Source organism: Aquabacterium sp. UBA2148, assembly GCF_002328915.1.
Taxonomy (GTDB): Bacteria; Pseudomonadota; Gammaproteobacteria; order Burkholderiales; family Burkholderiaceae_C; genus Aquabacterium; species Aquabacterium parvum.
Map to the genome: position 1 here is coordinate 12,161 of NZ_DCXA01000235.1, position 12,517 is coordinate 24,677.

A 12,517-nucleotide genomic window follows, 5' to 3' on the forward strand; every position below is an offset into this window, starting at 1 on the left:
CTCACCGCGCAACTCCTGGCGGGCTTCGTCAAACCGGTAGTACTCGCCACCGAGCTCGGTGATGTGGATCAAGCCTTCAACATACAAGCCGTCAAGTTGCACAAACAGCCCGAACGTCGTTGCCGCACTGACCGTGCCGCCATATTCCTCACCCAGGCGCTCACGCATGAACATGCACTTCAGCCACGCCTCGACGTCACGCGAAGCCTCATCCGCCCGGCGCTCGTTGGCGCTGCAATGGATGCCCGCGGTCTCCCAGGCGGCCGCCTCGGCTGGCGGCAACTTGATGCGCGCAGCCACCTTGACAGGCGCCTTGGGCAGACCCTTCGAGGCCTCCGGCTTGCCACCTGGCTTGCGCTTGAAATTACCCGTGGACGACACCACAGGCGGCAGGATCAGCTTGTAACGAGCGCTGCCAAGCAAGGCCTTGATGACGCGATGCACGAGCAGGTCCGGATAACGGCGAATCGGGCTGGTGAAGTGCGTGTAAGCCTCATACGCCAAGCCGAAGTGCCCGCTGTTGGTGGGCGTGTAGATGGCCTGCTGCATCGAGCGCAGCAGCATCGTGTGGATCTGCATGGCGTCGGGCCGCTCCTTCGTGGCCTGTGCGATGGCCTGGAACTCTCCCGGCGTGGGCTCTTCACCAATGCCCAACCCCAGGCCCAGCGCCTTCAAGTAGTTGCGCAAGGTGCTGCGCTTCTCGGGTGTAGGGCCCTCGTGCACCCGGTAAAGCGATGGGTGCTTGCCACGCATGATGAAGTCGGCCGAGCAGACGTTGGCCGCCAGCATGCACTCCTCGATGAGCCGATGGGCATCGGTGCGCACACGCGGGACGATGCGCGCGATGCGCCCGTTCTCGTCGCAAACGATTTGGGTTTCGGTGGTTTCAAAATCCACGGCGCCACGGCTGGAACGAGCCTTCAACAAAGCGCGGTACACCTCGTGCAAGTGCAGCAAATGCGGCACCAGCGCAGCGCGGCGCTGAGCTTCGGGACCGCGCGTGTTGCCCAGGATGGTCGCTACTTCGGTGTAGGTCAGGCGCGCATGCGAATTGATGACCGCCGGGAAGAACTGGTAGGCATGCAACTCACCTTCGGCTGTGACCAGCATGTCGCAGACCATCGACAGTCGCTCGACCTCGGGGTTGAGCGAGCACAAGCCATTGGAGAGCTTCTCCGGCAGCATCGGGATGACGCGCCGAGGAAAGTAGACCGAGGTCGCTCGCTCATAAGCGTCCCGGTCCAGGGGCTCGTCGGGCTTGACGTAGTGACTGACGTCGGCGATGGCCACGATCAAGCGCCAGGCGTTCGGGGTCTTGCCACGACCGATCACGGCAGGCTCGCAATAGACCGCGTCATCGAAGTCACGCGCGTCTTCGCCGTCAATGGTCACCAGGGGCACGTCGGTCAGGTCGATGCGCCCTTTCTTGTCGGCCGCCCTCACCTTCTCGGGCAACTTGGCAGCCTGAGCCAGCACGTCATCGCGGAAGCGGTGCGGCACCTCGTATTTCCGCACCGCGATCTCGATCTCCATGCCCGGGTCATCGATGCCGCCCAGCACCTCGACAACCCGACCGACAGGTTGCGCCGTGAGCGATGGCGCCTCGGTCAACTCCACAGACACCACTTGTCCGGCCTCTGCGCCTGCCGTGGCCTTGGCCGGAATGAGGATGTCCTGACCAAAGCGCCTGTCCTCCGGCGCAACCAGCCAGGCCCCGCCCTCGTTGAGCAACCGGCCAATGATCGGTGTCTTGCGACGCTCGACGATCTCGAGCACCAAACCCTCAGGACGCCCCTTCCGATCGAAGCGAACCACCCTCACCTTCACGCGATCGCGGTGCAAAACCGAGCGCATCTCTTGCGGCGGAAGGTAGACACTGGACTCGCCGTCGTCGCTGACGACAAAGCCGTGACCATCTCGATGTCCCTGGACGGCTCCGACGATTTCACTCATCAGGCTCACAAATTGGGCGGGGGGTGTTGTCATGCTTGAGATTTTGATGCTAGAATCGAATTCTTCGCTGATTTGCAAAACAAATTTCTTGAATGCCTGCAGCGGCTGCGAAAGCGGTTGCACATGCCCAAAAAATTGAAGCAAACAGCAAACAAGTACCTGCCCAGGTGGCGGAATTGGTAGACGCACTAGTTTCAGGTACTAGCGGGTAACTCCGTGGAGGTTCGAGTCCTCTCCTGGGCACCAAATGAAAAGCCGCTTGGTCGATGATCAAGCGGCTTTTTTCTTGCCGCGATGGGTCGCGGCGACCATCGCCATGGCCGTCGCAACGACCAGCAAAACAGGCTCCACCACAGGTTCCGGGCATGTCCACACGTTACACCATTGGGCCCTCGCTGACGGCTGTCGCAAGCAGACGACAAAACGCCCCGCCCCATCTATCTGTGCACGAAACGACACAGCGCTGGACTTGGCTTTCAAAGACATGCTAGACTAGCGTTCTTGATTCGTTGCAGGGCTTTCAAACAAGTCAGCGCAGCGAAATCAAACAAGTACCTGCCCAGGTGGCGGAATTGGTAGACGCACTAGTTTCAGGTACTAGCGGGTAACTCCGTGGAGGTTCGAGTCCTCTCCTGGGCACCAATTGAAGAGCCGCTTGATCGAAAGGTCAAGCGGCTTTTTCATTGCTCATGCGCATGCGATCTTTTTCAAATGGCTCGGAAAAGACGGCAATGCGCGCCGTCCATCGCATGCACGGCTTGGGCGCCAGCACCACACCAACGACTGCGCGAACAAACTCGGGATGCGTCGACGCGTGAAAAAGGGCGCCTGAGCGCCCTTCTGACTGTCAGCACATCATCAACCTTGATGGCGCTTGCGAATGGCCTCAGGCCGCATCGAATCGTATGCCTCGAAAGGCTGGTGGATCCAGGGGCTGGTGGGCAATGTGTCAACGTAGTACTCAGGGGTGTATGAGGACACGCCCTTGACCCAGATCACCGCGCTGCGCAACTCCTCGATGGCCGGCATCGCACGCAGGCGATCGACCACAGCACGCAAGGTCACCCCTGAGTCAGCCAGGTCATCGACCAGCAACACGCGACCAGCCAGTTGCCCCTTGGGCATGGTGATGTACTGAGCCATGTCCAGGCGCCCCTGCAAGGTGCCACCCTCGGCACGGTAGGAGCTGGTCGACATGATGCCCAAAGGCTTGTCAAACACGCGCGAGAGAACGTCTCCCGGTCGCATGCCACCGCGGGCCAGACACAGGATCTGATCGAACTCCCAACCCGAGTCGTGAACCTGAAGGGCGAGCTTCTCGATCAGGTGATGGTATTCATCCCAGGACACGTACAGGTGCTTGCCATCGTCGGTGAGCATGTGATTCCTCTGCTTCAGAACAGCCGAGCTCAGCCCTTGTAGGGGTGGCGCAGCAAGATGGTGTGATCACGATCAGGGCCGGTCGAGACCATGTCGATGGGCGCGCCGATGAGCTTCTGCACGCATTCCAGGTAGGCGCGGGCATTGGCCGGCAACTGTTCCCAGGTGGTCAGGCCAAAGGTCGTGCCCTCCCAGCCAGGGAAGGTTTCGTAGATGGGCTCGCAGGCCACGATGTCGTCGGCATCCAGGGGCAGGATGTCGATGGTTTCGCCGCGCAGCTTGTAGCCGGTGCAGACCTTGATTTCAGACAGGCCATCGAGCACGTCGAGCTTGGTCAGGCAGATGCCGGAGATGCCATTGATCAACACCGAGCGCTTGAGGGCGGCCGCATCGAGCCAACCACAACGACGTGCCCGGCCAGTGACCGTGCCACGCTCCTGCCCCACGGTGGACAGGTGGTAGCCAACGGTGCCGGGGGCCTCCCAGTCGAGTTCCGTCGGGAATGGGCCACTGCCCACGCGCGTGGTGTAAGCCTTGGTGATGCCCAGGATGTAGTGCAGCTTGTCGGGACCCACGCCTGAACCTGCTGCGGCGTTGCCGGCCACGCAATTCGACGAGGTCACATAGGGGTAGGTGCCATGGTCGATGTCCAGCAGCGTGCCTTGTGCACCCTCGAACAGCACCGAACCACCCGCCAGGGTGTGCCCATGGATCTTCACGCCAACGTCTGCCAGCATGGGCAGGATCTGCTCGGCCGCCTTCATGGCCTGGTCGAAGATCGGCTGAAATTCCAGCGCTCCGCCTTTGAGGTAGCCAGTCAGTGCAAAGTTGTGCAGCTCCAGCAACTCCGTCAGCTTCTTGGCGAAACGATCAGGGTGTTTGAGGTCCTGAACGCGCAGGGCGCGGCGAGCCACCTTGTCTTCGTAAGCCGGACCGATGCCCTTGCCGGTGGTGCCGATCTTGCCGGATCCGCTGGTCTCACGCAGCGCCTCGCGCGCCTTGTCGACCTCGACGTGGAAAGGCAGGATCAGCGGGCAGGATTCGCTGATGAACAGGCGCGAGCGCACGTTCAGGCCGGCGGCTTCCAGGCGCTCGATCTCGGACAGCAGGTGGGTCGGATCCACCACCACACCATTGCCGATGTAGCAGGCCACGCCCTCGCGCATGATGCCGGAGGGGATCAGTTGCAGCGCGGTCTTCTTGCCGTTGATGACCAGGGTGTGGCCGGCGTTGTGGCCACCCTGAAAGCGCACGACAGCGGCGGCATGGTCGGTCAGCCAGTCGACGACCTTGCCTTTGCCTTCGTCACCCCACTGGGTGCCGACGACGACGACGTTGCGAGCGGGAGCGGATTCGGCGCGTGCCGACGCGGTGGGGCTTTGCATGGCGGATTCCTGTATCGGGAGGGTTTGGGCGCCTCAGAGAGGGCGCACCAGCCAACGTCCATCGACGAGCGCCAGTTCACGGTCGCACTCGAATTCCTGGACATCGTGTTCGTGTCCGGGCAGCACACACACCACGGTGTGCCCCTGCCCGCGCAGGTCGCGAACAGCCTGACGCAACGCCGGGGCCTGACCCCAGGGCGCGCGGATGGCCATGCGCGTGGCGACGGTCTGGCGACCAGCCAGGACATCGCCCAGGACCTTGAGGTCAAGGCCGAAGCCCACGGCGGGACGGCGACGACCAAAAACGGCACCGACCTCGTCGTAGCGACCGCCTCGGACCAGGGCATCGGGATGAGCCATGCCGTAGACCGCAAAACGGGTGCCGCTGTAGTAAGAGTAGCCGCTGAGGTCGGACAGATCAAAGCCGACCTGGACCTCGGGACGCACGGCACGCAGGTGCTCCGCCAGCCAGGCAAGGTCGTCCAGCGCCGACGTGACCAGGGCATGGGCTGGCAGCACTTCGCGAGCGCGAGCGAGCACAGATTCATCGCCATACAGGCGCGTGAACGCCACCAACACGTCTTCGGCCTGGCTGGAAGTGCCCAGTCGACCTTGGCGGGCCAGCTGCCGCAGCGTGCCGACATCCTTGCTGGACAAGGCAGCAATCAGGGCATCGCGCTCGGCTGCGGGCAGGTCTGCCGCGCCCAAGCCAGCCAGCACGCCATCGACAAGGCGCACATCTGCCAGATCCATGACGAGGCCGGACAGACCCGCCGACTGCAAGCCATCGAGCGCCAGCTCAGCGGCCTCCAGATCGGCTTCAAGGCCAGCATGCCCGTAGATTTCAGCACCCAGCTGGAGTGGTTCGCGGCTGGCGTGCGGGCTGGCCGCGCGGGCATGCAAAACCGGCCCGCAGTAGCACAGGCGGGTCACGCCCTGGCGATTGAGCAGGTGGGCGTCGATCCGAGCGACCTGAGGCGTTGCGTCGGCCCGCACACCCAGGGAGCGGCCCGAGAGCTGGTCCACCAACTTGAAGGTGCGCAGGTCGAGGGCATGACCCGTTCCGGACAACAGCGAATCAAGGTGCTCGAGCAGCGGCGGCATGACCAGCTCGAAGCCGTAGCCGCGCGCCACGTCAAGCCAGACGCGTCGCAATTCTTCCAGGCGTCGCGCCTGAGCAGGCAAGACGTCGGCGATGTGCTCTGGCAACAGCCAAGCAGACGACATAAGAAAACGGGTGGGGGTTAAAACGGAGATTCTACCGGGTGATCACGGCAGATTCGACAATTCCGGGCTCAAAGCACCCACAAGATCACGAGCCCGGCCACCATGCTGGCCAAACCGAAGGCCCGGATCTGGTGATCCGGCAGTTGCAGCATCTGCTCGAACAGGCGCCGCCATGAGCTGGGATTGATCGCTGGCAGCAGCCCCTCGAACACCAGCACGAGGGCCACCGCCATCCAGATGGCTTCAGACGCAGGCACAGCGACGCTAGCGCCTGGCGCGGATCACTTGCGGGCCGGCGCCGACGCAGCACCTGCTCCACGCATCGCGCGGAAGAAGTCGCTGCTCGGGTCCATCACCACCACGTCCGACTTGCTGCGGAAGGTGGCGCGATAGGCCTCAAGGCTGCGGTAGAACTGGGCGAACTGAGGGTCGCGACCAAAAGACTCGGCATACAAGGCCGAAGCTTTGGCGTCGCCCTCGCCCTTGATCTTCTGCGCATCACGGTAGGCCTCGGCCACGATGATTTCGCGCTGGCGATCGGCATCAGCGCGGATCTTTTCGCCTTCAGCACCACCGGTCGAGCGCAACTCGTTGGCCACGCGCTTGCGTTCGGACTCCATGCGTCGGTAGACCGAGTCGGTGATCTGAGCCGAGAAGTCGACGCGCTTGATGCGCACGTCCACCACCTCGATGCCGAAGCTGCGTGCCTCATCGGCCAGGCGTTTGACCACGCCCTGCATGACCTTTTCGCGCTCTGCAGACAGCACGGCACCGACGGTGCGCTTGGTCACTTCTTCGTTGAGCGCGGCCTGAACAACAGGCGCGAGCTTGTTCTCGAGGTTGCGGATGTCGACGCCGTTGTTGCGGATGAACTGCTTGGGGTCGGTGATGCGCCACTTCACGAGCCAGTCGATGACCAGGCTCTTCTTTTCAGCGGTGAAGATGGGGCGCGACTCGGGGCTGTCCAGGGTCTGAACGCGACGGTCAAGGAAGACCACGTTCTGCAAGGGAGCCGGCAGTTTGGCCTTGAGGCCAGGTTCACTGATGACTTCCTTGATTTCACCAAGGGCATAGACGACGGCGAACTGACGCTGATCGACCACGAACAACGTGGACGCGGCCAGGATGATGACGAGCAGGACGCCGATGAGGATGGAGCCGATGCGATTCATGTCTGGTTCCTGATGAAGGGCGTGTGCGGGTCAGCGGCCGTCGCGATCGCGGCTGCGGCCGCCATCGCGAGAGCGCGGGTCCGGGGTGGCGTTGCCACTGGCCAGGGGCGCGGGCACGTCGGCCGGCTGGCTCGCAGCGCCGGCAGGTGCCAGCGAACCCACGGGGGCGGCTCCTGGTGCAGTCGACTGGATCAGCTTGTCGAGCGGCAGATACAGGAGGTTGGAGCCCTGGCGTGAATCAACCATGACTTTGGTCACGTTGCTGTAGACCTGCTGCATGGTGTCGATGTAGAGCCGGTCTCGCGTGACGGCTGGTGCCTTCTGATACTCGGTCAGCACAGCCTTGAAGCGCTGCGCATCACCCTCGGCCTGAGCCACCACGCGAGCGGAGTAGCCGGCGGCTTCTTCGCGCAGGCGTGCGGCCGTGCCCTGAGCTTTGGGGATCACGTCGTTGGCGTAGGCCTGGCCTTCGTTCTTCAGGCGCTCGCGGTCTGCGCCGGCCTTGAAGGCGTCGTCGAAGGCGGCTTGCACCTGCTCAGGGGCCTGCACGCTCTGCACGTTGACGTTGGCCACCACAACGCCTGCCTTGAGCTTGTTGAGCTGCGCCTGGATGGACTTGACGAGGTCGGTTGCGATGGCATCACGTTGTTCGTAGAGCACCGAGTCCATCGTGCTGTTGCCGACGATTTCCCGCACCGCGGACTCGGCCGCTTGAAGGACAGCCTCGTCGGGGCTGCGGTTCTCGAACAAGTACTGGCGAGCGTCAGCCAGGCGGTACTGCACCGTAAAACGGATGTCGACGATGTTCTCGTCACGCGTGAGCATCGACGAATCACGCAAGCCTGTGGCCTGCATGACGGAGTTGCTGCCCACGTCGATCGAACGCAGCTGCGTCAGGTTGACGATTTCATGGCTCTGGAACGGGTACGGCGCACGCCACTGAAAACCGGCGTCCACCGTGTGACTGAAGCGGCCAAACGACATCACCGCGGCCTGCTGGCCTTCCTGCACGATGAAGAAGCCGCTGCCCAACCACACCAGGGCAACCAGCCCGACGATCAGGCCAGCCCCAATGCCAGCACCGGTGGGGTCCGGTGTGAAACCACCTCCCGAGCCGTTGCCCTGGTTGTCTCCGCCACCGCCCTGCCCGGAGAACAAGCCGCTGAGTTTGCGATTGAAGTCGCGCCAGAGCTCATCGAGATCGGGAGGCCCGTCGTTGCGGTTGTTGTACATGACGGATGGCGCCGGCCGGCCTCGCAGGATCCAGGACGCACGGCGCCCTGCCCCACCCAGGAATTCGAACACGGCACCCGCAGCCACCGTCAGGCGGACCGAAGCGGGAGAACCGGAGCGACTGGCGGGCGATTGGCCCTCATCGATGGCATGCATGTTCATGTTCGGACAGATTGAGAGGAAAGAGGGTCGTCGCCCGACGGCGGCGCCTCGTCGAGCGCATTGTGCATGTCGAATCGGGGATCGGACGCTTGAAGTGTGCGGCAATCACCAAACAGGCTGCCGGTGGCGGCTTGCGCGAGCACCTCACGCAACACGTCCAGGCCCTGGCCCCTCAGGGCGCTGACAAAAATGCGCTCGCATCGACGGCCGTCAGGCAATTCGTACAGGTCGCGCGCATGACGGGGTTGCTGGTGCTCGGGCAAGGCGTCGCACTTGTTGAACACCAGGACCTGCGGCAGTTGACCCGCCCCGATGCTGTCCAGCACACGCAGCACCTCGTCGATCTGCTCGTGCAGAACGGGAGAGGCTGCGTCCACCACGTGCAAAAGCACGTCGGCCTCTGCGGCTTCCTGCAGCGTGGCCTCGAAGGACTCGACCAGGCTGTGTGGCAGGTCGCGGATGAAGCCGACGGTGTCAGACAGCGTGACGCTGCGCTGTGCCTGCGCCAGAAACATCTGGCGGGTGGTGGTGTCCAGCGTGGCGAACAGCTGGTCGGCCGCGTACGTGCCGGCCTTGGTCAACGCATTGAACAAAGTCGACTTGCCGGCGTTGGTGTAGCCCACCAACGAGACGCGGAAGGTTTCGGCGCGTTCACGCGATCGGCGCTGGGTGTTGCGCTGCCGCTTGACCTTGGCCAATCGCTCTTTGAGCGACTTGATCTTCTGGTCGATCATGCGCCGGTCGAGCTCGATCTGGGTTTCACCCGGGCCACCACGGTGCCCCACGCCGCCACGCTGACGCTCCAGGTGACTCCAGCGGCGCACCAGGCGAGTCGAGAGGTACTGCAGGCGAGCGAGCTCGACTTGAAGCTTGCCTTCGTGACTGCGGGCTCGGGCGCCAAAGATCTCGAGGATGAGGCCCGTTCGGTCAAGCACCTCGACACCCAGGTGGCGCTCGAGGTTGCGCTGCTGGGCTGGCGACAGCGCCTGATCGAAGATCACGCCGTGGGCCTGGTAGAGGGTGACGATCGACTTGATCTCGTCGGCCTTGCCTGAGCCGACAAAAAAAGCGGCATCGGGTGCACGGCGCTTGGCCGTGACTTTGGCGACGGGAACGTCCCCAGCCGATTCAGCCAGCAAAGCCAGCTCGTCCAGCGTGGGGTCGAAAGGATGCGAGGGACCGAAGTCCACCCCGACCAGGACAACACGAGGGTCGCCTGAGACGGGGATTTCGGGGGCAGGCGCTGGCAAGTTCGACGCTGAAAGAAAATTCAGGCAGATGCAGCAAACGCCGCTCAGCCTTCCTCGCCTTCGTTGGCGTGGAAGTTCACCGCGCGGCCGGGCACAACGGTGGAGATCGCGTGCTTGTAGACCATCTGGGTGACGGTGTTGCGAAGCAGGACCACGTACTGGTCAAACGATTCGATGTGACCCTGCAGCTTGATGCCGTTCACCAAATAGATGGAGACCGGCACGTGCTCGCGGCGCAGCAGGTTCAGAAACGGGTCTTGTAGGAGTTGCCCTTTGTTGCTCACGATATGCTCCGTGTTGGAAAATAAAAAGAATCAGGGCTTACCTTAACACAGTCCGTGCCGGGCGCGTGCCCCAACCCATCACTCCTTCTCGTTGAAGGGGTTCTGGGAGGATTTCATTTCGATGCGCAACGGCGTGCCGCTGAGCTTGAAGTGCTCTCGGAAGCGGCTCTCCAGGAAGCGCTTGTAGGCGTCGGAGACGTGCTCCAGCGAGTTGCCGTGGATGACGATGACCGGCGGGTTCTGGCCGCCCTGGTGGGCGTAGCGCAATTTGGGCCGGAAGCTGCCTGCGCGCTTGGGCTGCTGGAACTGCACAGCCTCGGCCAGCAGGCGGGTGAGCACCGGGGTGGGCATTTTGCGCGTGGCCGAGGCGTAGGCATCGGCAATGGCCTTCCACAGCGGTCCCAGGCCTTGGCGCTTGATGGCAGAGATGTGGTAGACCGGCGCAAACTTCAGGAACGACAGCCGGTGCTCGATGGAGCGCTGCAGCATCTCGCGCTGGTAGCTGTCGATCGCGTCCCACTTGTTGACGGCGATGACCACGGCTCGGCCCGACTCCAGGATGAAGCCGGCGATGTGGGCATCCTGCTCGGTCACGCCTTGCGTGGCGTCGACCAGCAACAGCACGACGTTGGCGTCCGAGATGGCTTGCAAGGTCTTGACCACCGAAAACTTTTCGATGGCCTCAAAAACCTTGCCCTTGCGACGCAGGCCAGCCGTGTCGATGAGCTCGAACCGGCGACCGTCGCGCTCGAAAGGCACGGTGATGGCATCACGGGTGGTGCCCGGCATGTCGAAGGCCACCAGTCGCTCCTCGCCCAACCATGTGTTGATCAGGGTGGACTTGCCCACATTGGGGCGGCCGGCAACGGCCAAGCGGATGGGGCGATCTTCTTCGGGGGTGTCGTCTTCGTCTTCATCGGGATCGATGAAGTCCTCCAGCGCCAGCTCGATCAGGCTGCGAATGCCCTGACCGTGCGCCGCAGACACGGCCATCGGCTCACCCAGGCCCAGTTCGTAGAACTCCGCCAGCAAGGGAGAATCCTGCATGCCCTCGGCCTTGTTGGCCACCAGCAGCACCTTCTTGTTGGTGGTGCGCAGGTAGTTCGCGATGTCGTGATCCTGGGCCGACAGGCCGTTGCGCAGGTCGACGACGAAAATCACGGCATCGGACTCTGCGACAGCCTGGCGCGTCTGCTTGGCCATCTCCTTGAAGATGCCTTCTTTGCATTCGGGCTCGAAGCCGCCGGTGTCGATGGCGATGAAGGCGTGGCTGCCCAGGCGCCCTTCACCGTAATGGCGGTCGCGGGTGAGGCCGGCGAAATCGGCAACGATGGCGTCGCGGCTTTTGGTCAGTCGATTGAACAGGGTCGACTTGCCGACATTGGGACGACCGACCAGTGCAATGACAGGTTTCATGAACGTCAGACGCCGGCGGTCAGCCGGCGTTCCTTGAGCGGGCGCCAGATACCGGGCGCCCGGGCGGTGCCGATCAGCGTCGGCGTCAGTTGATGCGCAGGGCCGAGACCGTGCCCTTGCGGGTGAGCACCAGCAGCACGTCACCGGAGGCCACCGGCGGAGCGGCCAGCGGGCTGTCGAGCTCGATGCGACCCAGGGTGCGACCATCTGCCTTGGCCAGGATGTGAACGTAGTCCTTGGCGTCGCCAACGACGATCCGTTCACCCCAGATGACGGGCGTGCCCAGGCCTCGGTGAACAAAGCGATCGACACGCCAGAGGAAGTCGCCGTTATCGGCCTTCCAGGCAGTCAGGCGATCGGCGCCATCTGCGCCCACGACGGTACGCAGGTCAGCGGCAACGCCTTGCGTGCCAGCTTGCGGACGACTCCAGCGCACGCTGCCGCGGTTGAGTTCGAGGCAGGCGACAGAGAACTGGAAGACCCGCACGCAGGCTTCGTCATCGACACGGGCCAAGGGCCCCACCAAGTCGGCCAGGCGTTCGACTTCGTTGCTGCCGCGAGGGGTGCCCACGTTGACATCGAAACGGGGCGTGCCTTTGACAGGGTCGAGGCCAACCAGGCGGTTGCCCTGCCCGACCAGCAAGGTGTCACGGAACGGCTGGATCAGGAGGCGCGCAACCAATGCGAGCGGTTCGGAGCCAGGCCGTTGGTAAGACCAGAGCCAGCGGCCGTCGAGCACGTCGTATGCGCGCACGCTGCGGTCAACCGCCTGCAGGAACACGCGCTCGCCCGCCACCACAGGGGCGGTCATGACCCGACCGGGCTGCCGCTCTTGCCAGAGCAGCTTGCCTTGGTCAAAAACCTGAAGCTCGTTGGCGTCGGTCACGACGGCAGCGTAGCGTCCGTCAAAACCGGCGGCAGCGGAGACATTGCCCTTGACCTGGGCCCGCCAGGCCTCACGGCCGCTGGATGCATCGAGCACCACCAGGTTGCCATCGGCGCTCGCAACGGACACACGTCCACCGGCAAGCGCCAGCGTGGCCGTGGGGCCCACC

At 63.5% G+C, this 12,517-nt stretch carries 11 protein-coding genes and 2 tRNA genes; 2 read left to right on the forward strand and 11 right to left on the reverse strand.

Annotation, left to right across the window (positions count from 1 at the left end):
- Positions 1-1,953 (reverse strand): ribonuclease R (gene rnr, locus B2W70_RS13180; RefSeq protein ID WP_286746350.1); only part of this gene is annotated, 1,953 nt, incomplete at its 3' end.
- A 161-nt stretch (positions 1,954-2,114) separates the two neighbouring features.
- Here rnr and B2W70_RS13185 point away from each other — a divergent pair.
- Both B2W70_RS13185 and B2W70_RS13190 read left to right on the forward strand, forming a co-directional pair.
- Positions 2,115-2,199, forward strand: a tRNA-Leu gene (locus B2W70_RS13185).
- A gap of 311 nt (positions 2,200-2,510) precedes the next feature.
- Positions 2,511-2,595: transfer RNA gene (locus tag B2W70_RS13190), tRNA-Leu, on the forward strand.
- A 216-nt stretch (positions 2,596-2,811) separates the two neighbouring features.
- Here B2W70_RS13190 and B2W70_RS13195 read toward each other — a convergent pair.
- The 10 genes from B2W70_RS13195 to B2W70_RS13240 all read right to left on the reverse strand — a co-directional run.
- Positions 2,812-3,333 (reverse strand): phosphoribosyltransferase, encoded by a 522-nt coding sequence (locus tag B2W70_RS13195; RefSeq protein ID WP_058086178.1) that lies wholly within the window; start codon positions 3,331-3,333, stop codon positions 2,812-2,814.
- A gap of 29 nt (positions 3,334-3,362) precedes the next feature.
- Positions 3,363-4,718, reverse strand: a complete 1,356-nt coding sequence (locus B2W70_RS13200) for an adenylosuccinate synthase (protein WP_286746323.1) — start codon at positions 4,716-4,718, stop codon at positions 3,363-3,365.
- A gap of 33 nt (positions 4,719-4,751) precedes the next feature.
- Complete coding sequence (locus B2W70_RS13205; RefSeq protein ID WP_286746325.1) at positions 4,752-5,945, reverse strand: ATP phosphoribosyltransferase regulatory subunit; 1,194 nt, start codon at positions 5,943-5,945, stop codon at positions 4,752-4,754.
- Positions 5,946-6,013: 68 nt separating this feature from the next.
- Complete coding sequence (locus B2W70_RS13210) at positions 6,014-6,178, reverse strand: DUF2065 domain-containing protein (protein ID WP_286746327.1); 165 nt, start codon at positions 6,176-6,178, stop codon at positions 6,014-6,016.
- Positions 6,179-6,226: 48 nt separating this feature from the next.
- Positions 6,227-7,117: a protease modulator HflC gene (gene hflC / locus B2W70_RS13215; protein WP_286746329.1), complete on the reverse strand. Its 891-nt coding sequence runs from the start codon at positions 7,115-7,117 to the stop codon at positions 6,227-6,229.
- Positions 7,118-7,147: 30 nt separating this feature from the next.
- Positions 7,148-8,350, reverse strand: a complete 1,203-nt coding sequence (gene hflK / locus B2W70_RS13220) for an FtsH protease activity modulator HflK (protein WP_286746352.1) — start codon at positions 8,348-8,350, stop codon at positions 7,148-7,150.
- A gap of 158 nt (positions 8,351-8,508) precedes the next feature.
- A complete protein-coding gene (gene hflX, locus B2W70_RS13225; protein ID WP_083505737.1) occupies positions 8,509-9,762 on the reverse strand; it encodes a GTPase HflX in 1,254 nt (417 codons plus the stop codon).
- Between the two features lie 44 nt (positions 9,763-9,806).
- Positions 9,807-10,046, reverse strand: coding sequence for an RNA chaperone Hfq (gene hfq, locus B2W70_RS13230; protein ID WP_058086182.1), 240 nt, complete (start codon positions 10,044-10,046; stop codon positions 9,807-9,809).
- Between the two features lie 78 nt (positions 10,047-10,124).
- Positions 10,125-11,462, reverse strand: coding sequence for a ribosome biogenesis GTPase Der (der, locus tag B2W70_RS13235; RefSeq protein WP_286746331.1), 1,338 nt, complete (start codon positions 11,460-11,462; stop codon positions 10,125-10,127).
- A gap of 85 nt (positions 11,463-11,547) precedes the next feature.
- Positions 11,548-12,517: PQQ-binding-like beta-propeller repeat protein (locus tag B2W70_RS13240; RefSeq protein WP_286746333.1), on the reverse strand; the 970-nt coding region annotated here is incomplete at its 5' end.